Here is a 24,250-nt window from a genome sequence, read left to right on the forward strand (position 1 = left end):
CCTCACCCCTTCCTAAAGGGTTACTTTAGAAAGCCTAGCTCACGCATTAAATCGCCCATCAACTTCTCTTGATCTTCCAAAAATACGTAGAAATCTTTATCAGCTTTATAATTGTCGATCCATCCATTGCGATCACGTACGACCTGCCATTGATCGGTTTTATACATTTTTTCAAGTGCCAGATTCCACTCGTCGATTTTGTCTTGGCTTGTGCCTGGAGCGGCAAAAAAACCACGCCAGTTGGCAAAGACGGTTTCATTTCCGTATTCGGTGAGTGTTGGAATATCTGGTGCGGTATCGAGTCGCTTGGGTGCGGTTACGGCGAGTACTTTTACTTGTCCTGATTTGGACATTTCCAGAACTTCTCCCAACCCAGTAGAGAGGAGTTGAGTTTCACCAGATAGAAGGGCGGCCATCGCCTTGCCGCCTGCATCATAGGCAATATAACGGACCTTACGAGCATCAAACCCTTCCCCTTTAAATGCTGCTGCGACGACTAAATGATCCATACTTCCCCGTGCGGAGCCACCCGCAATTTTCACTTTACGAGGGTTTTCTTTGAAGTCTTTGACTACGTCTTCCCAAGAATTGTACTTTGAGTCAACGGAGGTGACGATCGCGCCATAATCGGCGATTGTTGCCGCGACTGGGGTTAAATCTCGAAACGATTGTGGAAAAATCCCCGTTAAAGAGCGGACAACAATAGGCGTGGAATTGACCATCAAAGTGTCTTCCTGACGTTGCGCTGTTTCAATCAAATGCGCAATGGCTTTACCGCCACCACCGCCAGATAAATTTTGAAAGGAAACACTCTCAACGATATCCGATTTTACTAATACATCTCCTGTTCCGCGAGCGGTCATATCCCAGCCACCGCCTGCACCGCCAGGGATAAGAAAATGTATTTTATCGAGATCAGCAGCCAGCGCACTGAATGAAAGTGACATGGCAATAATTGAAGCGGTTAGGGTGGGTTTAAGTACCTTAATCATGATTCACGTTCCTTATGTTAGATTGCTCGTTAATAGGCAATGTATTTGTAATATATTTATCAACAAAATATGGTTGCTCATTTCCAGTCTTTAGGTTAATGCAATGTTACACAAATGTCGCTAATGAGTGGATAAAAAACCTTTTGCCTATTGTGATTATTTTATTCATAAAGTTCATAGACGCAGTTCAGTGTTTGACTTGTATTTACACTTACGTTGCCATAGCGGCCGTTGATTTTACGGAATAACAGCGATATGCAACAGAGTGATTTCGAAGGCGCTGATCGAAAAATTAAGAATGTCGAGATGGGGGTAGAGACGAGTTAGTACTGATAACGTGATGAATAAAAACGTTTGCGTGTACGTTCCATTGAACGGTAGATTGTCATTCTATGACGTGCTGAGTTTCTAAACGGTGTGGTGCCCAGAGCGAGCGTTTAATAGGAAAGGGAAAATAATTTGACGCAAACAGCAGAGGCTATTTGCGTCAATAAAGCTTTATGCGCTAGCAGAAAAACTTATAGTACAACAACGTTTGCTGCTTGAAGGCCTTTTTGACCTTGCTCAACGTCGAAAGATACTTCTTGGCCTTCGCTTAGCGTTTTGAAACCTTCAGTTGCGATCGCGCGAAAATGAACGAATACATCAGCACCGCCATTGCTTTGAGATAGAAAACCGAAGCCTTTCTCTTCGTTAAACCACTTAACTTGACCAGTTGCTTTGTTTGTATTAGACATTTTGTGTCCCTTATAAAAAAGTTTAAATTTATTTTTCGCAACGAAGATTGCGATGCACTGAGCATGAATTATTTAATGGTTTGATAAAGCTAAGAGAAACACTAAGAATAACTACACTGATGAAGGGATACTAAGAATTTACTTTTACTAGATTTTTCATTGAATAACTCTGAACAACAGAGCGGGTGCATTATCAACGTTACCCTAGCGATTGTAAAGGAATAATTTAAGGTAAAGTTAAAATAATCCAATGGTTCGGTTTGTTGCGGTGAAAAGCTCGAACTAGCGTGATGTACCTAGGGCTCCAGCGCGGTATGCATGCCTCTTAGCTTGCCTCAGTTGCTGATCAATAATTATCATATGACGACTGCCAAGGTGATCCGTTAACGGGGGCTGAAATGTCTGAGCGAAATCAAGTAACGCAAGGCCAGAGAAGGGGTGTTGTCCTAGGAGGGTTTGTAACGATATCGCCAGAGCATAAAAGTCGTCTTGTGGACGAGCATCACCGATGCGCAAACTAGGGTTTAAGGCGGAAAAAAGGGGCGAGCATGATGAATTTGAGAGTTGAGTATACATCGAGCCTATCGGCGCCAAACTTCCCATATCCAGCAAAGTGCTTCTATGCTCTGGCGTAATAATTAAGTTTGACGGTTTAATGTCGCCATGAATAAAACCTGTTTTGTGGAGTGAATGAAGCGCTTGTTCTGCACTAGAAATAATCTTTTGTTTGAGTGAAATCTCCAACTGAGAATAATTCACTGAGAGAGAGTCAATGTACTTAATCACCAGCCAATCAAGCCCCATATCTGACCCATAATCTAGAAACTCTGCCCAATGGGGCGAAGGGTGGAGGTTTAAGAATTCCGCTTCCGTCTTAAGCTGTTGCTTGGCACTGACAGATTGAGCAAACTTAATGACAGTACAGCCATAACAGGGGTGGGTTGCCAAATAAGTCCCATTGCGAAGCATAGAGTACTGGCTAATGCCCAGTACTCTAAAGCACATCTTGGTTTTTGTTTCTGCTTGGTCGTTTATCTCCAAATCAAATACTCGATGGCAATGCAAAAGCTGAAAAGAAATTTGGAACGAATGGGTTATGTTGTCCTTGAGTCTTGATACTCAATTGAACTTGGCTCTCTCCATATCTTATTGCTACTTCTGTTTGCTGAGAAGTGGCCGATGCGACCCTAGAATCAATGAGTTTAAACCAAGCCCAATTTCCTTCGTAGGTCTCGCTTGCAATTGCATTGGACTGTGCATTGATCTGGAACCCAAGAGAATCTTGTTCAAGGGCACTGCCATCCCAACTTTGTTTACTCCATAACCGAGGCCCATGTTGATAGGTAAATAGCGGTTTTTCTGCCTGAATAATGAACTCGGTGACATCTGAACTCATCTCTTTCGCTTTTAGCTGAAAATGCAACGACATGTTTTGCGGATCGGCCAAAAAGAGCGCATTTCGGATATCACGAGCCTTGGTGATCATCTGCCAAACCGAAGGATCAAGTGCTAAACCAGTGTTTGGAAGCAGGCCATATAAGTAGGGCGATTGTTCCTGAGTAGCAAAACTCTTGAGCTTTGCCTGATAGTATTTATCCAAAGTCCCATTCGTTTTAAAAAAAGTGGCAACATCTGCGGTGCTGGCATCCAGATTGGCTGCTTTATTAAACGGATAATACGAAGCGATGGTGGTCTGATAGGGTTGATAAACTTCCGCTTTCCAAGTGGTGTTTAAGTATGCGTGTGCAAGGCTCATCACCAACTCATTGGCTTGCTCTGTGACTTGGCCAAGAATCTGTTTGGAGATACTTGGCTGAGAGTCTTCGAGTTGTGCAAGTACAGAAACAGGATTACTGGTCTTGATCTCAGCGGTTAAGGCATGATAGGCGATTTTTTGAGGATCATCCGCATCATAGAATTTATCGAGCCAAGTTTCAGTTTCGGTAAAGCGTCCAAGTAGTAAGTCAATAGGCTTGGTGCCCTGATCATCAGCGGTGACTTGCTTATGATACTGATTAAACGCCAGATAAATTTGTCGAGCGGATTCTTTTTTATCGATGTCTTGCTCTGGTGGCTGTGTGTCTTCTTTATCTTGCTTGGGTTGCACTAACTCCACCGATGTGTACTTATCAATAGTGCTGTAAAGCTGTGCCAGTGGGTTATTTGAGGCTGTGCTGAGGACAGCCAGTGTTTGCTTGAGCTCATTGGGGTTGGCGATACTCGTGACTTTAATGTGTGAAACAAAGTCTCTCCAGTAATTGATGTAATCGGTTTGATACATCTGTTTAAGATCGCGGCTGACCCGATACATTTCCAATGCACTCGGTGTATTGCCTGCCACCCCTTCGTAGGACTTCAATGCCTCTTTAAAGACGGGGGAGTCAACGGAGAGATCAATTTCATTAAACCCTGCTGGTGTAAATAAATAAGGAACGAGATAACCGACATAATTGGGCGAAAATCCAAGTAATTTTTTGAAGTTAGTTCCAAGTTCGGGGCGTAAATCAATACGTTTTGAGTAAGTTTCGGAATTAAGAATGTGCTCATACAGAAGAGTTTCAACTCCGGTTTGATTGATGACCTTTTTAGCCAATGTTTCTAAATCATAGTTTGGCTTGATAGGAACAAGATCCTGAGCAAAAACATCGTCGAGCAGCACTCTTAGTTGTGCGGTATTGACGCTATCGGCCTCACCCTGTTCTTCCAACGTTGTCACAAAGTAATTTTTCAGCTCATTGATGTTGGTGCGATTTGGGTTAAAAAGTAAGCGATAGTTGTTGAGCAGCGATAGTGTTTTAGCTTGCTCTTCTAGGTTGACGTAAACGAACAGATCTTTTTCCAGCGTATTTTCCATAGACGGTATTAAGACGCGTTGAAGCTCGCTGAAATAGGCTTTTTGTACATCTTGGACAATGCTAGAACTTGGCATCAAGGAGAAGGTATACCAGGGCTTTGGCTCAAGGTATAAGGAATAAATGCGATTGAGAGAATATAGGTTTGGGATATTATTGGACATGTTCTCTATATCGTATGGCTGAGCAGCGATGGCCTCTTTGTAGCGTTCCAGCATGCTATCTGCACGAGCTTCTCGCTCGCTTTGATAATCAAAGTCCAGTTTGATGACGATCAGTACACTTGCAAACAATCCTAACCAGAATAGGGTATAAGCGGTTTGCATCATGAGCAGCATGTTTTCCTTGCGGCGGTTGACACCGACGAGCTCATTTTCATTGATAATCGTGTGTGTCATAAGATGCTGGGCAAACAAACTTTGTTGAACGGGTATTTGCTGATGCTGTTGAAACTGTTCATGGCCAAGCGTGTGGTTGATAACATTCGCTAAAATATCATGCTGTTTTTGGTCTGTGCCATTGTGAGTGAAATAGAAACCACGAAAATTAAGACCATCTTGAAGCTGATCACCTCGGTACATGCGGTGTAAAAATAGCCAAAGGTTCTTTTTCAACAGACCAAACTGGTAGGGGGCAGCGCATATTGCATTACGATAATCTTGATTCAGTTGAGATGCTAATGCGGTACTCATGTTCGAAATGAGTTGGCTAATTAGGTGGTCAAATTCTCGATTGAACCACTCACCGTCGATGCCACCATGCTTCTGGATGGGAGACGTGGCACCGAATACATCATTCCGCTTTGCCTCGTCAAATGCAGAGAAAAATTGACAAAAGTCATTCACCTGACCCATTTGCGTGATGATGTTATAGATAGGCAGAGTGAGCCCAAATGCGTGGTTAAACCCCTTGATTTCCGATTTAATTTGGTCGGCTTTTTGAGTCAAATATTCACTATTACCTAACAGTTCTTGGACATCGGTTGTGAGCAGTAATCCATTGAGCGCTTGGCGTGGACGCCACTTATTTAAAGAACGACAAAGTGTTTTGATATAATGAGTGTTTTGGTCGTCCCCAAGGCTGACAGAAATCAAAATAGAGTGTTCGCTCAGCCAAAACAGGATCGGAAACTCAATATCATTGCCGAAGTCGTCCACTTTGTAAGCTTCATATCCCATTTGGGTGATAATGCTTTTGTCTTTGTTTGGATCATCGCTCAGCAGCAAGTAAATCGGTTGATCGTACCGACTAATAAGTCGCTTTTTGCGTTTCTGAACATTGATCATGTGTTTAAAGTGCTGTGCTAAAAGCTTACAGCGCTTGTTAACCAATGCTTTATTTTGGTCAGGCTTTTGTGAGGAGGGCTTACGTCGTGCAAGCAACCAGTAAACGAACAGGCTAATAACCAATGTTGTTAAGAGCGTCGCGAGTACACCAGACAAAGTATACGCGGGATAAAAGAACGTCCACGTCAGTGTGCCGCCTATGATGAGAAGGACCAAAGCCAATATTGATGTCCAAAGCAGGGCACTGCGTTTACTGCTCGCTGATTGAGGTGAAGTTGATTCCGCCATTCCTAAGGAGCCTCTGAAGTCTTTGTGATGTCAGGTGTGTTGGTCGTGTTCCTACTGGGACTGACACTTCGCACGATGATCGCCTTAATCGAGTCTTTTTCTAGATACCAAGCCTTTATTTTTCTTGCTTGCTCAGATGAGTTGCTTCGTACAATGACTCGAAAGTAAGATTGATATTTTTCGATAGCTGGGTCATATGCGGATGGAGAAAGGGTCTGTATAAACCCTGTTGCATTTTTCAGCGACGAGAAGGTGGCTAATTGGACAAACCAAGCCGATTTGCTGGTGCTAAGAGATTCAGGTGCGGGTACGTCCACCATTTCGATTTTGCTGCCTCTTTTCGGCGCACTGAGAAGATCTTCATCACTACTGATGAAAACAATATCATTCACTTCGCCCGATAAAATGTAACGCTCACTAAACCCCGGCAAAAAGTTAAAATCGCGAGCTCTTTGGGGAGTGGTTTTGTCATACCAAAAGTAGGTGAGCCCAACACTGAACGCGATTAATGTAACAAAAAACAGGGTTGTCAGCAGATATCGCTTTCTTCTTGTAGGCTTACGCATTTTAGGGAGTTTGACACGGGTTCTGCAATGAATACTATTGCTTTGTCGATATTGGCTAATGACTTGTTCAAGCTGGTGGTCAAAGATTTTTAATTGTTCACTGCCCGTTTCGCGATACTGCCCTTTAAAGCCAATGTTGATGAATATGTAAATTATTTCTAGTAAGTCGATAAGTTTATGAGGTTGTCTAGTCGCCTTTTCTGCGACAGTGAAAAACAATTCGCCACCATTACGCATACCAAAAAGCTCACTCAGTAGCGTCTTATTCTCCCAACCTCGTTTTTCACCCCACTCACTGTAGATAATTAATTCATCAAGCACAACGGCATACAAAAAACACAGCTTATCGATGACAGCTACGGGGTAGGTCAATTCTGCGCCTTTGGTCTTGATCTCATTAATACTGCTGACCAATTGATGTCGTAACGTTGTAACATCTTCGGGTTCGGGCAGAGTCGAGACTTTAAGCGTTGTCGCGAGCAGCTCACTACTAATGTTGATCAGTTGATTTTCAGCCTTGTCAAAATGATTTAGAAACTCACGCTGGCTTTTCGTTGCGTTGACTGAAGACCAGCGAGACGTTTGGCCGTCGTCACTATTTTTTGCAACAAAATCAGACTTGTTCGTATCCCAAACCAGTGTTTCTTCGTCTAAATAATCCATTGTATTATCTCAAGGCGTAGAGCATGACGTCTAACTCGTTGATACGAGTGTCAACGTGAAGGGCTATCGCATCGCGGTTTTCGAGCATCTCAAGCCACATTCTGTCGGAGGTATCGACTTCAAAATAGGATACGCCCTGCATAGGCTTTAGCTCGCTAGGAGCGACAGGTAATGGTGATAAGGCAATACCCGAAAGACTATTTCTAACCAATTCTACGATGCGGGTATTGTTACCTAATTTGGCCGACACAGGGAATAGCTCATTAAGTTCAGCGCTACTGATATTGGATTTTACCGCTAATACAAAGCGACGATTTGTAACGCTACTTGTGTCTTTGATCAAAGTGCGAAGTAGGCGACGCCTTTCAAACAAAGAGGTGTCCCAATTGAATTCAATAACGGAGTCTTGTTGTACTAGAGTGAGCATATTCCTTAGACTAGAAAATAAGGGATTAAAGCTGTCGTAGAGCTTTTGATATTGAAGGTTGTTGCAAGGTTCAGGAATAGCGGGCGTTAACGCCATCACTTGTGCTTCAAACTTACGCAGCTCTAGATACAGTTCATTGGTTTGGAATTTTGGGTTTGCAATAGTGAGATCAAACCAAGGAAGCCAAGTATTCAATGTTTGTAACCAAAGGTAGTCTTGCATTAGCGACTGAGGGCTTTTCTGGCCTTGACCGGCCTGAATGCGTTTGAGGAGATTACTGGCCCTGTTGGATGATAAGGCGTGTATTTCTTTCATCCGCTCAACTAACAAATTGGACGCACCATAGTGAAGACAGGCTGGAATGAACGCTCTATCCAGAACGACATCGCCAGATTCGCTACTCTCCAAAATTTTTGCCACCGGTATGAGGGTAAAACCGGAGGTGTCTTCTCCCTCAAGTTTAATCGATGTATTGAGTTGCGCTACATCGATCTCGACACTGGCATTTTCTGAGGTCGACGTATCGAATACATTAATGGATTGGGTAATATAACGACTCTGTTCAGCTTGATCACTACCATAGTCGTTGTTACCTTGCAAAGAGATAGGCAGCGCCAAATAGGCGATAGTTTCTATTGTCCCTTGAGGTATATCACGTGCGACTTCTTCATTTAACTCAAAATGGGTGCCGTCAGGGAACACCCCAGCAGAAGAGGTGATCGATAGCTTACCTATCTTGAGTAGATCGTGATTAACGGTCAGTTCAGTCACACCATAAAAGGGAGCAAAGCTAGCCAAGGTCTCAACGTTTTTTCGAACATAATTCTGAACATATCGATCTTGCTGCTGAAAATGTTGTGGGGCAATGAACATCCCTTCTTGCCATACTACTTTTTTGAATGCGTCCACGTACTTTCCCTATCTTATGATTAAAATAACTTCCACCAAGGTGAAGCTGGGGTAATAATTTCCAATTTAGCAGCATCACCTGAAAGGGTCAGCTGCAGGTAGTCATCCGTTTTGGTCGGTAGCATTGAGACCGCCTTTGGGCTGCTTTTTTGATATTTAATAAATTCAACAAATACGGCTACGTATTGAGTTTGTTTATTGATATCTAACGTCATTGTTTGATCGCTACCTGGAATGATCACAGGGAGGATCTGCTTTGAAATCATATTGGCACTGAGCAGTTGTACGTCGTTGTCGTACAATTCGATAAAGGGCTGCTGTTTAAACATCTGTGCATCTGTGAGCTGATAAAGTCTTACTACCACTGGGTTTGAGTCGTTGGATTCTGAAGGGTTTACCGACTTGTCTGACTTTATAGCTAAAGAGTATTGTGTAACCACAGGCACTGGATCGGATGAACATCCCACCAGAAACAGAGCCAAAACAAAACACCACCTAGCCATTAACTTTCCTCTCTTTGTTTGCGCATATTTTCCATAAACAAGGCTTTAAATTGCCTTCTGAAATCTCCGTTTTCCTGTCGGTGTTGGAAATGTTTGCGGTATATCTTCCAGTATTTCTTGTCTTTATTTGAGAAAAGACCGCCTGAAATATACTCACTAAACTGTTGTTCCAATTGGGTGGGAGCGAATTCATTTAAGAACTGATCAACCGTTTCTTCCAAGGCATCGAACAGGGCATCATGATTCAGTGCTGGGTTTCGTAGATATTGATGATTTTTTTCTGTAATAGAAAGCAGTTTTTCAAGAGAGTTTTCTATTGGTGTATCCGTCTTTGTTTCAACGGGTAAAAATTCCGTATCTTCTGCTGTCCTAACGAATTCTGGTGACGAATCGACGTTGTTCACCTCAATATGTGGTGTGATCGAATCGGAATCTAAATCTTCGAAAGGGTCTGAAGTGAATGGGTCATCGCTTAGAATATTGTTTTGAGAGAACTGATTGTTGTTTTTGCTTTTCATCGGCGCCGGTTCCGCCTCTAAAAAGTCAGTATCATCATTTTCTAGGTCGAGAGAAAAGGGTTCTGAAAATAGGTCATCATCATTGGATTCAGTCTTAGGTTGCGATGTTATAAGGGTCGACACTAGCATCGTGTAGTTTTCGACCTTTAAGATATCACCATCGTTAAGCGTGTAATCTTTTTGCTGAGCCATCTTTTTATCGTTGAGCACCGCGTTATTTTGACCGGTACTTTTGACACTATAGCCATTTTCTGTGAGGCGTATCGTGCCGTGAACTCGTGAAATACGTTTACTTTGATCTGGCAAAGAGATGTCGCAAGACGTCGCCCGCCCAAAATCGCCACCTGTTTCAGGAAGGTAGATAACCCGAGATGTCACCACCTCATCAGAGGGCACAGAAATCAAATGAATACTAATCGTCACTTACTACCCCCTCACATGTAGAAATCGCTGTGTTAAATGCAGATAAGAACCCTGAGTATTTAGTCAGGAATCGATTGGAGAAATACACACCCATGGGCTTTGTTTCCATCACTTGTGAAGGAAAAAAATCTTCAGGTAGGGTCGCTTCGTTGAGTTCAGAACCAAAGACTTTTTCATCTTCGAGTGCGACATCAATTTCCCTTTGTTTTAATAGTTTTAGCAGTACATTGGCATCCCGTGGCTGTTTGACGACGTTGAATCCATTACGTTTAAGCCAAAACCATTTACTGGAGCCGAATTTGGCGGAAAACTTCAAATTGACCTTGGTAAGTTCATTGATTTTAGGATCAACTCCGGGACCAAAATACCAGCGCAGCCTTTGCTGTGCGATCGGGTCTGAAATGGTGGCATATTCATCCCGCTCAGCGGTTTGTGTGGCGACAAAAAAACCATGTTGATTGCCACTTTGAACACGAAGCTGTGCATCAGACCAGACGGTCATGGTGAGCTGATAAGGCTGGCCCATATGACTTAGGGCACATTTTACTTTGTCCACGGCTAGCCCTTGCATTTGCGCTTGTTGATAGCTTTGATAAGGCGGCCAATCCTGAGTTGTCAGCAACAAACGCGCGGGACCAAAAGTCGGCTGTCCAGATGCATTGGCGCTGAACATGAAGCCAAACAAAAGAATGAAACAGCAAATAGGAAATGGCATCATTCTGACCATTCATTTCCTCCAATAAGTTCGGAAATCTTTAAAATTGAGACAGGGGGGTAGTAATCCAGCCTTTGGGCTGCACCTACGTTTACAATGTATGAATATTGGGTCAATGGTTCAATAGGAACCTCACTGGGTTTGAACTTTCCACTTAAAATCTGTTCCGCTTTGTGGCCGGCGAATTGACCGACATTATAATAGCGACTAACGATTCCGAAAAGGGCAGCATGTTTACGAATAGGTGATTCTGTAGCAGAAAAAGTGGCAATGCCTTGCTGGTGCAGACGATCAACGATAGTTTTACCTTGGCTGATGATGTAAGAATCCGGTGGTAGGTAGGCTAATTGAACGCCATCTTCAACCATAAGAGAGACGGACCTCTCAACAGAGTTCACGTCAGGTTTGTTATTGGATGTTCTTAATGGATATAGATAAACCTCTTTTTGAAAGCTGGATGAGAGGGCTTGAATGCTCCGTGCGGTAACAATAGCATTATTTTCCAACGGATTAAAAATAATACCTATTGTATCAATTCCACTGAGTTGGTTGATCGCTTTAAACTGGATGTTATGAGGGACAATATGACTGACCCCCGTAAAATTTCTTCCAGATGAATCGAGCGAATCCACGATTTTGGACCCGACGGGGTCTGTGACAATACTAAAAACGACAGGCGTGTTGCTGTTTGTTCTAAATGGGCTTGGGTTGTTCTGAGTCCCGAGTAAATCTAATGTTATTGTGGTACCGAATGTGTATATGAGGTCAGGCTTGAGTTCATCGATATTGGTCAGGTGCAACTTTAGGATGTCTTTATCTCTCTGAGCATCAAGCAGAGTATATCTGACTTCCATTTTGTCAGATAGGTAGTCCATAAAACCGCGCTCTGCATCGGTAACGCCGCGCCAGAGTACCATAATGACATGCTTCTCATCATTAAAAGATGAGGCAGACGCCACCAGAGTGATACTCGCCAATATGCAGAAAACCAAGGTTTTCATCTTATCACCCCCACCGGATTTCTATCACGTTTAACAAAAAGGCCGTAGCCACTGAGTAAAACGATCGAACTGAAAAGTAGCGCGATCCCAAACAACATGATCGTGTCCTGAAAACCTAAAACACTAAGAGACAGACCAGCAAGCAAAGGTCCGGCGATGTTGCCTAGACGTTCGGTGAGACGAAAAATGCCGATCGTCTTTCCTTTGTCCAAACCCGAATCTGACAATAGGTCGATAATTAAAGGTACTTGTGGAGATACGCAAATCCCATGTGCGATACCTACAAAAATAACGATCGTCAGTAAGCCAAAAGTGCCAGGGAACAGGGTGATATTTATCAATGCGGCTGCAGATAAGAGACCGCCAGCAAAGATAAAGGCTATTTTTCTATCCCACCTATCTACCAAGATAGCAGATAGCGGTGAAACAATAATGATTGCTAAGCCGTAAGTCATCATTACGCGCCCTGAAACCGCACTACTTTCTCCAAGAGATTGGAGATAGACAGGGCAAATATAATACAAGAATCCCGTGAGCACTACTTTGGCTGGAATGGCACTAAAGAAGGTTATTAGGGCAAAATACTTATTTCCTAGAAGCATTTTAAAGTCAGCCAAACGCACAGGCTTGCTTTCTGAGTTAGCTTCCCCTTTCTCAAAAAAGGTGACTACCAACAGAACACCGACGATGGCGAGCGCAGCGGCTAGTGTAAAAGTCATCGAGTAACCCAACTTGTCCGCAAGTACCCCACCGATTGCTGCTCCGCAGAGAGAACCTGAAAAGAAGGCAGAAAGGAACGTCGACATACCTTTCGTTCGATTTTTTGTATCGGTAGTATCTGTGACGTAGCCCTGAGCTGAAATGAAGACAATACCGTAACCCACTGCGGTTATCGCTCGAGCAGCAAGCAGGAATTCTAAGCTTGGGCTAGCCGCCGTGGCGATGAGGCCGAATGACGTGACTACACCGCCGACGATCAAAGACTTTCTGCGGCCAACCTTATCTGACCAGTAGCCAGCGAAGGGAAGCGAAATTGCCCAGAAAAACATGAACAACGAAATAGGCAGACTCGTGACTAAGTCAGCTGGGATCCAATGCTGAGTATTGGGTAAACTGGAGGCAAATTGTGGGAAGAATGCCAATGAAGCGGCTTCAGAAAATATCAGAATAAACAAAGGAAGGCGAACAAAACGATAGTCTTGTAGGTTACGAACTGGGAGAGGTTGTTGTTTGAAACTGCCTTGCACCAATTGGTTTAAATGGCCAATCAATGTCCCAAATTCATCGTTGGATTTAACATTTACCAGATAAGGCACACGTTTGTGCTCGCCCATGGCAATGAGTTGCTTTATTTGTCTCCATGGCTTGATGATCATGAAGTGGCAAATAAATAGGATGATTTCTATTACGAACAGCCCAGAAGCGACCAAAATAGTGAGCATATCCATCAAACTATCACGGATCATTTGCGGAATGATGTTTGTGTCAGCCATCATTTGAAGTTTGATCACACCCTGATGATCAATAGGTAAGGTTAATTCACTAGCTTCAACATAATCAGGGAAGGAATTGGGGTACTGATACAGTGGATTTTTATTTTGTTCAAGTCGTATCGAAAGTAGCTCCTGATGGTTTTCTATATACGCAGAAAATTCTTTCTCAAGCCCGTTCAATTTTTCGAGTGGTACACCTTGTGAGAGAAAGCGTCTAATCATTCTTGAAAGTGTGTCCCCGATAAGGTTGGACTTTTGTTCTAGCTGAGTTTCATATATCGCCGAAAACTTGCTGAGCGATTGATAAGAGCTGCCGAGATTAGAGACCACAGTGAGAGTGATAGCTAGAATAATGATGAGCAACGGGAAATATTTAGCTCTGATGGTGTCCCATTTAGGCCCTTTACGATCAACAATAATGAGATTCTTGGTAGACTGTAACCGCTGCAGTTCTGATAGGCTTTCATTACCCATTTGCTTCGAAGCGGCGGTGACTTTCTTGAGTAGGAAATCAAGTAGGGAGTTTAATAAGACATAGCCAATGACGGCGGCAACCAACACCCAAATTACGGTGTCCATTATTTGTTGAGAGAGTAAAGAGTTCTTGATTTGGTCCAGATACAAGGGCGAATAATACAGCCTTAACTCACCTTCTTTCACATTAAAGGTGTTGACGATGTTCGTTGTGAGTAATCTATCGGACCCGTAGTTGGCGACCCCGGTAGTAAACAAAGCTTCGTCAGAGAGATTGACGACCTGAATTTTACTGATGCCGTCAACAATCTCGGAACGTCGCTCTATTAGAGATTGGATATTAGAAATAGACGAAAGCGGCAGCCCCAAGCTCATCGCCTGACGAATATCGCTGTCGGTCTCGTCAAGAACAACCTTGTAGGTCGAGTCGCTTGTTTGTGTTAAACGCTTGTCGAAATTAAGGTAGTTTAATGTGGTATTTAAACCATTTGAGAACAGCAAGACAACGACGATAGCCAATATGAGTTTTGCTCTTAGTGAAATAAATCGCTTTAATGTCACCATAGGTGTATTGTCCATCTTGCTGTTCAAAGTCAAACGCTATTATTGAATAGTGAGTTCGAAGCCTGCTTCAGTGTTCGCAGCCGCAACGTTCACTTGTGTGATCGGCTGTTGCTGACTTAGCCTGCTAATGCACTCCTCCGCCAATTTGGGCATCAACGAACGGTTAATGATCTGCTCGACAGCTCTTCCCCCAGTTGTCGGGTCAGTATTTTTACCGACGACAAAAGTAATGAAGCCCTCATCCCAAGTAAACGACGCCTGATACTGTTCTGCTAATTTCTTTTTGATCCGATTTAAAGAGATCTCAGTGATCTTAGCTAATTCTTCATCATTTAGCGGATAGTAAGGGACAATGGTTGTCCGACCCAAAAACGCCGGTTTAAAGTACTGCTGTAAATCAGGGCGAATGGCTTCGAGTAAATCTTCATTACTTAAACGTTCGCTATTGTCCGCACAAACATCGCAAATGGCTTTATCGGCGGCATTGGATGTCATGATTATGATGGTATTCTTGAAGTCCACCGTTCGGCCTTCACTGTCTTTAATATGCCCTTTGTCAAAAATTTGATAGAAGAGATCATGAACGCCAGGGTGCGCTTTTTCCATTTCGTCGAGTAATAAGACAGAGTAGGGGTTACGGCGAATCGCTTCCGTCAGTACTCCGCCTTCTCCGAATCCAACATAACCTGCGGGTGAACCAAGTAGCATTGAGATTTTATGCTCTTCTTTGAATTCGGTCATGTTGATAACGGTTAAATCATTGCTACCACCGTATAATTGCTCGGCTAAAGCCATCGCGGTTTCAGTTTTACCGACACCACTTGGACCGCACATTAAGAACACACCAATCGGTTTTCGGCTATCGGTTAGGCCTGCACGAGAAATTCTAATGGCTTTGGCTAATTCTTGCTTTGCGACATCTTGCCCAATGACACGATTATCCAACTCTTCTTCCAGAGAGAGTAAGCGAGCAATCTCGTCGCTCATCATGTTACCGACTGGAATACCGGTCCAATTCGCTATCACTTGTGCAATCGTGTTGTCGTCAACCATGGCGTTAACAAGGGGCTCTTCATCTTGCAGCTCTTTGAGTTTTTCTGTTAACTCTGTAAGCTGGGTTTGCTTTGATTTGTCAACGGGCGCATCTGGTTGAGTATCACTGATCTCCTGTTGAATCGCTTTGATTTGATCGACGAAATCGATCTCTTTTTCCCAACGAGCTTGATAGTCGGTGAGTTTTTGTTGATTGTCGCTGATAGACTGGGTCAATTCCGCGATATCATCTTCAGCGATACCGAAGAGGGCGTTTTCTTTCTCTAGGGCCGTTTTTTCATTCTGCTGATAGCGAATTGTTTGTTCCAGAGATTCAATGACCTCAGGTTTTGCTCCTTGTGTCAGAGCAATTCGTGCGCTGGCGGTGTCAAGTAAACTGATGGCTTTATCGGGAAGTTGCCTGCTCGGCAAATAGCGTATCGACAGGTGAACAGCGGCATCGATCGCTGACTCGGCAATAAAGGCACCATGATGCTTTTGCAAAGATGCGGCGATACCGCGCAGCATCTGCTTGGCATCTTCTGCACTAGGTTCCTCAATTGAGACAACTTGGAAACGTCGAGTTAAAGCGGGATCCTTCTCGAAATATTTCTTGTACTCTGCCCATGTGGTTGCGGCAATGGTTTTAAACTCACCGCGAGCCAGAGCGGGTTTAAGCAGATTAGCGGCATCATTTTGACCAGCAGCGCCACCAGCACCAATCAGAGTGTGTGCTTCATCGATGAACACGATAATGGGCTTTTCACTGTTTTTTACTTCATTAATGACATCTTTTAATCGATTCTCAAACTCACCTTTGACACTAGCTCCAGCTTGGAGTAACCCCAAATCAAGCGAATGGATTTGTACGCCTTGTAAAGCGCCAGGCACTTCGTTGGCTGCAATGCGTAAGGCAAGCCCTTCAACAACGGCCGTTTTACCCACCCCTGGTTCACCAACCATAATAGGGTTGTTTTGTCTTTTCCGACAGAGTATATCAATGGCTTTGCGTACTTCAGTATTGCGTCCGGAAATAGGGTCAATATTGCCGTCGAGTGCTTGCTGAGTCAGGTTGGTGGTGTACTTACTTAAAGCATCGTTTCCAGCTGGTGCACTGCTTGTGCCAGCCGCCGCGGCACTGGTCTTGGCTTGTGCCACCGCTGTTTTATTGATTAAGCCCTGAAGTGACTCCAGAGAAATACTTTGCAAGCTCTCTAACTGGAGAGTATTGACACCTAGAACATTTTGCTGAAGTAAAGCATGGATAAGATGTAGGCTGATGATCTCGCCGTGGCCATAGTTAACGGACGCCAGCATCCACGCATCTTTTACCACTTCAGTCAGGGCTTGACTCAGTGTGGGTTGCCCTTCATTCCCCTTTGGCAGGCGGGCAATTTTGGATGAGAGCTCATTGATAATATTGTCTTGAGAAAGGTTCTGAGACTGAATTAGATTACTAAGATGTTTATCTTGTTGAGAAATAAGCTGTAATAACCAATGCTCCGTTTCAATCGAAGGAACGTTTTGATTCATGGCAGCGCCTGCGGAGAGTTCAAGTGCTTGCTTGAGCTCTGGAGCTAACTTGGCGACTAAATTTGTAAGTGTAACTTGCGTCATACTGTTTTCCTTGTATCTCAAAGGCATCAATACGTCTTTAATACCTAACTGTTTTATTAATACTGAAGTGACCTTACTTCAGAAGAATACTGACTATTTGTTGAGGTTTCCGTTCCGGCGCAAGGCAATCAACTTCACCCAATTTGGCCGCGTTATACTTATTACTGGTCAATCTTGGTCGGTTCAAGTACTCCCGTTTAACATTTAGATAGACAGAAGTTGGTGTATTGTCTTTCAAGTAATGCTGAATAAGCTCTTTCATATCCTTGGCTAGAAGGGGGTCAGACTGAATTGAGATCAGCTCATTTTCTGTTTTGGGCGTGATATGAACAATCAAGTGGCTAAAATGCGTTAAGCAGGTTTTACCAAGTAAAAACCCCTGACCAACTCGACTATTGAAACCTTCATTTTGGCCTAGCCTCGTTAGAGAATCGGCGGGAAGCTGTCTTCTCTCATGCGTTTTCATTGCGACCGAGACATCAAACGGAAAGTAGTCATTCAGTAACTGTTTTAGAGTTGCTAGGTTTCTTTGCCCCTGACTCAGCAGCATTGAGTACTGAAAGTACTTTCCATGGCTCTTTTTCAGAGTTGCTATGTGCTGAAGTAAACTTGTTTTAGCGGGGCTTAGCTCATTTTGAACAATCAACCAAGCGCCGACTTCCAACTGACTGACCATCTCAAAATAGCGTTGGTTAAATACGTCCAGAAAATCTTTTAAAGCGTGATCATCACTGTGAAGGGCTAACAGTAGCTCTTCGTAGATATAGTTAGGAATAACACCCTTGACCCCAGAAAGCGCCTGCTTGGCTAAACGCAGTTTTAGGCGATTGTTTTTGAGAGAAAAGTATTGGATCTCACTGGCATCACCCGTTGGCATTGCCTCGGCTTTTAATTCAAGTTTGATCCGATTTGGATTTTTATTCATCCAATGCGTCAACAGTCTCATCGCCTGAGCAAAGTCATACTGTTGGGGGTTTTGGGTGAGATCGTTGATCAATGACATAATGATTTCGCTGGCAATTACATTGCCAGCTGGCTCCCGTGAACTTTAGGATAGCGCTTCGCTATACCGTCTCTTCCGTAAATCCGCACCGAAAGTTGTATATAGCGGTCAAAGCTACAGAACTGTTGAAAAAAACGGTTCAAAACGTCACTAAAGACCAAAAATCCACCTTGTGTATCCAAGGTCAGCTCTATCTCAGTTCCAGGAGAAAAAACGTTCTTGCCCATAATGCGGATCGCCGAAACCTGTGACTTGATTGAGACGCTGTGTATCGCCTGTATTTCTTCTGATGAAATTTGCTCTCTACTGCACAACTGAAGCATTTGTTTCAGTTTCTCTGTTGGATTTTCTGCGTGAAGTAGTGATGAAAAGTTGCTGTTGAGCAAGCCAACAAACTGCCAGTGAAGATTGAGGTTTTGTTCGCGGCCAATGGGAGCCGTAGGGGGGTAAATGGCTTTGAAATCACCGGGTAGATCGATATTTTCCAAGCACTCCATATGACCATTGATACCACAGGCTTCTTTCCCATTGGTACAAATTAGATGCGTGCCATAAAGCTTATTGAACTCAAGATCGTGATTGGGCCTCAGGCTGATAGCGAGCTTAAACTGACCATTAATATCACGAGCACTTTGCCAATAGTCCGAATTCACATTGGATTTATAGCTGTCTCTAAAGAGCGGTATGAGCGGTTTCTCTCCTTGAGGCGTTATCTCAAACACCTCTTTAACCTCGACGACCTCAATATCACTGCCGCTGTGTGCATCGGCGTTGACAGGAATCGTCAAGCAACGTTGGTCATAGTTGGTGGGTTCCCCAGTTTGTTCAAATAAGTTGATGGCGGGGACAATGTTGAGCTTAAAGACCTGATTATCAAACAGGCGCATAAACTCGGTTGGTATCGAGTTCATAAACAAATTGAGTTTGATGTCGGAACAGGCAAATTGTCTAATTGCTTTACCGAAATCTTTCAATCGAAAAAATTGTCTCTTTTCTTTAAAGAAGAAAAATTCGCTGATCAGCTGAAACCCGGAAAATTGATTGCCTTTCTGGGGCAAAAAGAGAAAGTTGAGATCGCTGATTCTGCTCTTGAGTTTTTCTGCGGGTAAGACAACGTGTTTGTCACATTGGCTATCTGAGATGGAGATAGCTTTCGTTTGGCCGAGTAATAGCTCAACCAAGGAATCGGCGTTGTTCTCGAAACCTTGTACAAATAAGTCTAAATTCTGGTGATCAAGTTGGGAAAAGTACGTTTCTGGGTCCCCAGTTGAAAATGAAAGTTGGATAACCGCAGCCGCTTGTTCGGTCCCCAATGGGCGATTGAACTTAAAAGGAGCACTTGAGGCAGAGGTATCGGTTAACGAGAAAGGGGCCGATTCCAAATCATCCACCGTAGTAAACTGACACAAGTTGCCTTTGGCTTCGGAAGTAAAATGAGAACCTTTAGGGACCAGTACGGATTCCGCGACAGCATCTTCCTGCTCTAGCTGCAAATAGGCAACACTAGGAATCGTTTGTATATAGCTTGGGTAGAGAACACCCAGTAAGCCTTCAACGACTTCAGGGAGCTGTTCCGTCAACTGCTTTTCAACGGTTGCATTAAGTAATGCCACACCATCGAGTAGACGAGCGAGGCTGGGATCTTCTATTTGACCTTGATGAATATTGAGTCGTTCTGCATGGGCGGTATGCTGCTGTCCAAATTGCCCCAACGCCCTTCTTACAAAGGTGAGCTCTTGTTCAAAATAGCGCATTAACGGATCAGTCATAACTGTCCTCTGTCATTACGGTAGTCAGGTCGTTTAAAGAAATCTTAGAATCAAAAACCAGTTCTTGCTCTCCCTTAGATGTTTTTGCTTTTGCTATAATATTGAATATCAAGGCATTCTCATTTTCTTTACGTTCAAGCAACTCCACCATCACTTGGCTTAGGCGTGGTTCGAAGTGCCTAATATAGCTCTCTAGACGCAAGGCTAATTGGGTTTGATCTAAACTTGCACTAAGGAGCTGGACATCTTCAATGCCAAAACGAAAGTTTGAGCGTTGTAGCTCGGTAAACCGGTCGTCAATGTCCACCAAAGAGGACTCTGATTCTAGAAGTTTTGTTAAATGAAATTTAATATCGTCAATTTCATCACTTCGACCGGAGGAGTGTGGTTCTATGAAGGTTTTCCAAAATCCCATTATGCTGCCTCGTCAAGCTCTGTCGTCAAAACGACCTCGCCAGTAAAATGGTCGTATTGGTATTGAGGAACAATTCTTAGCGTGCATACAAAGCTGCCTGGGCGGTTTTCAGACGCTGATACATTGATCTTTGCATAGCTAAGAGGGTATTTGGCCAGTGTCTCCTCATTGGCATAGGTGACATTACTGGCAAACTTCTCAATCCACTGAGTTAGAAATAACTCACACTCAGCCGCGGTATTGAAACTGCCTAACATTTCCCTTACTTGGACTTTGAGATAGTGTGCGACCCGACAAGACATAAGGCTTGTCTGTATTTGTGTCAGAATTTTCTCGTTGTCAGATGTTCCACTGTTCCATATTGAGTTGTTGCCATTAAAAAAATACTTGTCGCTCAGCGGACTCTTGGTTAAAGGAATAAAGCCGTTTTGAGCATAGAACGTAGAGATTTGGCCGAACAAAACAACATTGGTCTGAGGTTCGCGCAAAAATAGGCTTGGGTGTTGATCGACATTGGCCACTGCGCCTTGATATTTATCGTTCCAACGGGACTTGAGAAAACCGAACCAGTTCACTCGATGATATTCACGCATTATTGAGGCCGCGAAAGAAAATCCAGCATTTCCCCAAAGGCCAGTGCTGGATTCGTTGTAAACAAATCCCGCTTTGGCATTGTGATAACGATCTCTCATTCTAATTGAAGGCATTATGAAACCAACAAACCGAGCAGTTGGCTTACTTCGCAAAGACTGCCATGCTTGATAGTCTGGCCCGTTGATGATTTTTTCAATACGACTTACATCGGAAAGCCAGTCTGCACCACTATCGACAAAAAATTTTGTGTCCGGAGAAAAAATCATCGGACAGAGAGTCGATTCACCCAACTTACTCAGCAGTTCTACAGTGAATAAATCGTCGTAATCAGAATCAAAATCCATATCAACAGAGATAGGATGAGTATAAACGATGCAGCCAAAGGGTTGCCCGCCTAAAGTATTCAGTTCCTGATTACCGACTTTATTGAACAAATTGGAGGCTCTAATATGGTAGGCTTGGTTCACATCTGCGGAGACTTCGTCCCAATTCATGTCCAGAAGCTTAAGTTTGGTTCGCTGTTTATTGACAGGCAAGGTCGCTAATCCCAGAAGGCCTAGCCAACTACTGTGAAGATGGGCAAAGCTTTGCTCATGAATGATTTGGTCTAATTGATTTGACAGCTGCTTGTCTAACATCGCGATCAATCTTGAAACCAGATTAACTAAAGTAGATCGGTTGGTTAGGGCGTCTGGGTGAATCTCAGAAAGTAAAAAGAGCGCTTCTCTCAGAAATTCGCTTTTTTTACTGTCTAAAGCGGTGAACTTCTGTGTCCAATCCGCGTTGAAATTTAATTTCATAATGTCCTTAGATTGTAAACAGAAACGAGGAATTGAAGGCCGGTTTTAACCGGCCTTATTGGATATTATCCAGGGATCTTGGCAACCATACGCACGGAAGTGGTCAATTCTTCCAATTGGAGCCATGGGCGCAAATGCGCGACGGCTGAGTATGAACCTGGACGGCCTGGCTGTTCCACTACTTCGATACGTGATTCACAAAGAGGTGTTCTACCACGCTGTTCATTGCCGATAGCACCGGCATTGGTGTACTGATCAATCCAAAGCTGAAGTTCGCGCTGAATATCAGGCGCTTCAAGGTTGGAACCCAACTTATCACGACCCATCACTTTCAAATAATGGGCGATACGGCTGCTCGCCATAATGTAGGGAAGTCGGGCGGAGATCGCCGCATTCGCGGTTGCATCCGGATCAGTGTATGTCTTTGGATTCTGGGTTGTTTGACCGCCAATAAAGACACCATAATTTGAGTTCTTATAGTGAACAAGAGGCAAAAAGCCTAAGTCACTGAGTTCTTTCTCACGTTCGTCAGTGAGGTTGATCTCAGTCGGACACTGTTGCACAAGATCTCCGGCTTCCGTTTTGTAGGTTAGGTTAGGAAGGTTTTCAACCTTACCACCATTGTCCAAACCGCGAATCGAGGTACACCAGCCTGAGGCTGTATACGCTTGAGTCATTTTTAGACCCAAATCATAAGCCGCATTTGACCAGACAAGTTGGTCGTTGCTGGTAGGATTTGGATTGCCATCCATATCTGTACCGAGTTCTTCATAGTCGAATAAATCAGTACCGATACCCTTAGAACCGTACGGAAGACGAGCCATTGTTCTCGGAAGAGTAAGAGTGACGTAACGCGCGTCATCGCTGTCACGGAAGGCGTTCCAAGCAGCATAAGCAGGAGAGTCAAAACCAGCAGCAACGGGTTTTCCTTCCTCGAATGTTGTAAAGTCATTGAATTCAAACATTTGCGCATTTGCTGCGGCGACGAAAGGTGCGTGGCAGGCGGCGGCCACTTCACCCATGTAGCGAAGTAGGGCGACGTCTTCATCTTTCGCGCTGAATTCATAATCACCAATAAAGGTGCCGTAAGGCTCACCGCCCGCAGTGCCAAATTCACCTTGATAAACGGCATTGAATAATGGACTGCGATCGATAGCTGGGGCATCTTCAAATTGATCAAGAAGCTCCTCTTGGGAGTAATCAACCATCTTAATCTTCAGATCTCTGCCAAGCTCGCTCTCTTTAACAAGCTTCTGCAGCCCACGCCAAGACCCTTCCAGTTTTTGAAGGTCTTTTTGTTGCATAACCTCTGACAATTGTTTCGAAAGCTTCTTGTCAATTTCAGAGATTGCATTTTCAATCGTTTTGGTGACGTTTTTGTCCCATGTCACCGTTCCGGATAGTGCTTGCTCAGCAAGGACTGAAAACAATTCCTTGGTCGTATCCGCTGGGGTTTGAGTGGTGGCCTCAATCGCTCGATCCAGAAAACTGAGAGAGCCTTCTGCTGCTTCGGGTTGCGCTTGATTTTCAGCTTCTGTACTCATTATTCGCCTCCTTCCTTCTCGATACCTAACTCATCCGAAAGCGCGCTGATGGTATCTGCACTTTGGAGTACTTCTTTTAACAGCTTCTCTAGGTCTCTAGAGCGATCTGCTTTTGATAGCAGTACTTTGAGTTGATTGCGCGTTTCAACAAGTTTTTTAAGAGGTTCTACCTGGTTAACAATTGCCTCAGGCTCAAAGTCTTTCATTGAATTGAACTTCAGGCTTGCTTCGAATTGGCTATCGTCATCTGCAAGAACATTGTCGACTTTCAAAGACAACTCTGGTCCGACGCGTTTCATAACGGAGTCAAAGTTGTCTTTGTCAACGTTGTAGAATGTACGGTCTTCAACGTCTTCTTTGTCTTGCTTATGACCAGAGTAGTCACCAATTACCCCAACCACAAATGGGAGTTCTTTGGTTTCTACAGCGCCATTAGTTTCCACATCGTAAGTAATACTTACGCGGTTCTTACTTACACGTTTGTGTTGGGAATTCAGTGCCACAATGGTTCTCCTTGGCTAATTATTTAGCTGTCGATGTGACTTTAGCCGTTGTCGCGTCAAAGCCGACTTCTGGACCTTTCTCAATGTTACCGCCTTCGCCTTCAATATAGTAAGCTTTGGAAATTTCGGTGTAGGTTAATGAGAAAGACTCGTTAGGTAGCGTGCCGTCAGTACCAGCCATGTTGTAGCTAGACATGCGAGCTGCTTTCAACGTTAGGATGAGGTAAGGATCAGCACCAGAGCCTTCACGATTCGGTTTCGTCATTACGATTTCGATCGTTTTTCCTTCTTTGCCTGGAGCGTAAAGGAAAGTTGTTAAATGAGGAGTTGCGCCATCACAGCCACGCGTGATGTTGATTTCGCCTAAAGCAACCATGCCTTGGTCAGCATTGTTTGCATTACCGACATCAATACCGACGCCACGGACTGCGTTCCATGTCACAGTATCAATAGCAAAGAAGCCATCTTTACCACCGATCTTTTCTACAGTCGCTGCACCTTTAGGTGTAGTACCATCAATTCTCATGTAAATAGAAGCCATTTGGTTCTCCTTCGCTAATTA

Annotated in this window: 19 protein-coding genes; all 19 read right to left on the reverse strand. The window is 43.8% G+C overall.

The features are described 5' to 3' along the window. Nucleotides 1–20 precede the first annotated feature (20 nt). The gene (locus tag HLM86_RS03525) at nt 21–992 is read right to left on the reverse strand and encodes a tripartite tricarboxylate transporter substrate binding protein (protein WP_170881947.1); all 972 of its coding nucleotides are present in this window, start codon (nt 990–992) and stop codon (nt 21–23) included. Between the two features lie 518 nt (nt 993–1,510). Continuing rightward, nucleotides 1,511–1,729: a transcription antiterminator/RNA stability regulator CspE gene (cspE, locus tag HLM86_RS03530; RefSeq protein WP_076589316.1), complete on the reverse strand. Its 219-nt coding sequence runs from the start codon at nt 1,727–1,729 to the stop codon at nt 1,511–1,513. Between the two features lie 282 nt (nt 1,730–2,011). Next, nucleotides 2,012–2,770, reverse strand: coding sequence for a protein kinase domain-containing protein (locus HLM86_RS03535; protein WP_083949358.1), 759 nt, complete (start codon nt 2,768–2,770; stop codon nt 2,012–2,014). 1 nt (nt 2,771) lies between these two features. After that, nucleotides 2,772–6,155: a type VI secretion system membrane subunit TssM gene (gene tssM / locus HLM86_RS03540; protein ID WP_170881946.1), complete on the reverse strand. Its 3,384-nt coding sequence runs from the start codon at nt 6,153–6,155 to the stop codon at nt 2,772–2,774. A 2-nt stretch (nt 6,156–6,157) separates the two neighbouring features. Continuing rightward, nucleotides 6,158–7,384 carry a type IVB secretion system protein IcmH/DotU gene (icmH, locus tag HLM86_RS03545; RefSeq protein WP_076589313.1) on the reverse strand — a complete coding sequence of 409 codons (1,227 nt, stop codon included), beginning with the start codon at nt 7,382–7,384 and terminating at the stop codon, nt 6,158–6,160. Between the two features lie 4 nt (nt 7,385–7,388). Further along, complete coding sequence (gene tssK / locus HLM86_RS03550; RefSeq protein ID WP_076589312.1) at nt 7,389–8,720, reverse strand: type VI secretion system baseplate subunit TssK; 1,332 nt, start codon at nt 8,718–8,720, stop codon at nt 7,389–7,391. 20 nt (nt 8,721–8,740) lie between these two features. Next, on the reverse strand, nt 8,741–9,223 hold the full coding sequence (gene tssJ, locus HLM86_RS03555) for a type VI secretion system lipoprotein TssJ (protein ID WP_076589311.1): 483 nt from the start codon (nt 9,221–9,223) through the stop codon (nt 8,741–8,743). Next, nucleotides 9,223–10,164 carry an FHA domain-containing protein gene (locus HLM86_RS03560; RefSeq protein ID WP_076589310.1) on the reverse strand — a complete coding sequence of 314 codons (942 nt, stop codon included), beginning with the start codon at nt 10,162–10,164 and terminating at the stop codon, nt 9,223–9,225. Before HLM86_RS03560 ends, tssJ begins: the two co-directional genes overlap by 1 nt. Continuing rightward, nucleotides 10,154–10,891: a transporter substrate-binding domain-containing protein gene (locus HLM86_RS03565; protein WP_076589309.1), complete on the reverse strand. Its 738-nt coding sequence runs from the start codon at nt 10,889–10,891 to the stop codon at nt 10,154–10,156. The genes HLM86_RS03560 and HLM86_RS03565 overlap by 11 nt, the downstream gene beginning before the upstream one ends. Then, nucleotides 10,879–11,880, reverse strand: coding sequence for an ABC transporter substrate-binding protein (locus tag HLM86_RS03570; protein WP_076589308.1), 1,002 nt, complete (start codon nt 11,878–11,880; stop codon nt 10,879–10,881). The genes HLM86_RS03565 and HLM86_RS03570 overlap by 13 nt, the downstream gene beginning before the upstream one ends. Continuing rightward, on the reverse strand, nt 11,877–14,426 hold the full coding sequence (locus HLM86_RS03575) for an MFS transporter (RefSeq protein ID WP_076589307.1): 2,550 nt from the start codon (nt 14,424–14,426) through the stop codon (nt 11,877–11,879). The genes HLM86_RS03570 and HLM86_RS03575 overlap by 4 nt, the downstream gene beginning before the upstream one ends. 24 nt (nt 14,427–14,450) lie before the next feature. Further along, nucleotides 14,451–17,060, reverse strand: a complete 2,610-nt coding sequence (gene tssH, locus HLM86_RS03580) for a type VI secretion system ATPase TssH (RefSeq protein WP_170881945.1) — start codon at nt 17,058–17,060, stop codon at nt 14,451–14,453. Between the two features lie 73 nt (nt 17,061–17,133). Continuing rightward, complete coding sequence (locus HLM86_RS03585; RefSeq protein ID WP_076589305.1) at nt 17,134–18,063, reverse strand: type VI secretion system baseplate subunit TssG; 930 nt, start codon at nt 18,061–18,063, stop codon at nt 17,134–17,136. A gap of 17 nt (nt 18,064–18,080) precedes the next feature. Then, nucleotides 18,081–19,832 (reverse strand): type VI secretion system baseplate subunit TssF, encoded by a 1,752-nt coding sequence (tssF, locus tag HLM86_RS03590; RefSeq protein ID WP_076589304.1) that lies wholly within the window; start codon nt 19,830–19,832, stop codon nt 18,081–18,083. Continuing rightward, nucleotides 19,825–20,247 carry a type VI secretion system baseplate subunit TssE gene (gene tssE / locus HLM86_RS03595; RefSeq protein WP_076589303.1) on the reverse strand — a complete coding sequence of 141 codons (423 nt, stop codon included), beginning with the start codon at nt 20,245–20,247 and terminating at the stop codon, nt 19,825–19,827. Before tssE ends, tssF begins: the two co-directional genes overlap by 8 nt. After that, nucleotides 20,247–21,641 (reverse strand): type VI secretion system contractile sheath domain-containing protein, encoded by a 1,395-nt coding sequence (locus HLM86_RS03600; RefSeq protein ID WP_076589302.1) that lies wholly within the window; start codon nt 21,639–21,641, stop codon nt 20,247–20,249. Before HLM86_RS03600 ends, tssE begins: the two co-directional genes overlap by 1 nt. Nucleotides 21,642–21,706: 65 nt before the next feature. Next, complete coding sequence (gene tssC, locus HLM86_RS03605) at nt 21,707–23,185, reverse strand: type VI secretion system contractile sheath large subunit (protein WP_076589301.1); 1,479 nt, start codon at nt 23,183–23,185, stop codon at nt 21,707–21,709. Then, nucleotides 23,185–23,688, reverse strand: a complete 504-nt coding sequence (gene tssB / locus HLM86_RS03610; protein ID WP_076589300.1) for a type VI secretion system contractile sheath small subunit — start codon at nt 23,686–23,688, stop codon at nt 23,185–23,187. The genes tssC and tssB overlap by 1 nt, the downstream gene beginning before the upstream one ends. A 19-nt stretch (nt 23,689–23,707) precedes the next feature. Then, nucleotides 23,708–24,229 carry a type VI secretion system tube protein Hcp gene (locus tag HLM86_RS03615; RefSeq protein ID WP_076589299.1) on the reverse strand — a complete coding sequence of 174 codons (522 nt, stop codon included), beginning with the start codon at nt 24,227–24,229 and terminating at the stop codon, nt 23,708–23,710. Between the last annotated feature and the right edge of the window lie 21 nt (nt 24,230–24,250).

Origin of the sequence: Vibrio ostreicida (assembly GCF_013074385.2) — a bacterium.
GTDB classification, from domain to species: Bacteria; Pseudomonadota; Gammaproteobacteria; order Enterobacterales; family Vibrionaceae; genus Vibrio; species Vibrio ostreicida.

Bases quoted from the DNA above. Each gene is read 5' to 3' on its own strand.
- HLM86_RS03525 (WP_170881947.1), bottom strand. From the start codon at position 992: ATGATTAAGGTACTTAAACCCACCCTAACCGCTTCAATTATTGCCATG.
- cspE (WP_076589316.1), bottom strand. From the start codon at position 1,729: ATGTCTAATACAAACAAAGCAACTGGTCAAGTTAAGTGGTTTAACGAA.
- tssM (WP_170881946.1), bottom strand. From the start codon at position 6,155: ATGGCGGAATCAACTTCACCTCAATCAGCGAGCAGTAAACGCAGTGCC.
- icmH (WP_076589313.1), bottom strand. From the start codon at position 7,384: ATGGATTATTTAGACGAAGAAACACTGGTTTGGGATACGAACAAGTCT.
- tssJ (WP_076589311.1), bottom strand. From the start codon at position 9,223: ATGGCTAGGTGGTGTTTTGTTTTGGCTCTGTTTCTGGTGGGATGTTCA.
- HLM86_RS03565 (WP_076589309.1), bottom strand. From the start codon at position 10,891: ATGGTCAGAATGATGCCATTTCCTATTTGCTGTTTCATTCTTTTGTTT.
- HLM86_RS03570 (WP_076589308.1), bottom strand. From the start codon at position 11,880: ATGAAAACCTTGGTTTTCTGCATATTGGCGAGTATCACTCTGGTGGCG.
- HLM86_RS03575 (WP_076589307.1), bottom strand. From the start codon at position 14,426: ATGGACAATACACCTATGGTGACATTAAAGCGATTTATTTCACTAAGA.
- tssH (WP_170881945.1), bottom strand. From the start codon at position 17,060: ATGACGCAAGTTACACTTACAAATTTAGTCGCCAAGTTAGCTCCAGAG.
- HLM86_RS03585 (WP_076589305.1), bottom strand. From the start codon at position 18,063: ATGTCATTGATCAACGATCTCACCCAAAACCCCCAACAGTATGACTTT.
- tssF (WP_076589304.1), bottom strand. From the start codon at position 19,832: ATGACTGATCCGTTAATGCGCTATTTTGAACAAGAGCTCACCTTTGTA.
- tssE (WP_076589303.1), bottom strand. From the start codon at position 20,247: ATGGGATTTTGGAAAACCTTCATAGAACCACACTCCTCCGGTCGAAGT.
- HLM86_RS03600 (WP_076589302.1), bottom strand. From the start codon at position 21,641: ATGAAATTAAATTTCAACGCGGATTGGACACAGAAGTTCACCGCTTTA.
- tssC (WP_076589301.1), bottom strand. From the start codon at position 23,185: ATGAGTACAGAAGCTGAAAATCAAGCGCAACCCGAAGCAGCAGAAGGC.
- HLM86_RS03615 (WP_076589299.1), bottom strand. From the start codon at position 24,229: ATGGCTTCTATTTACATGAGAATTGATGGTACTACACCTAAAGGTGCA.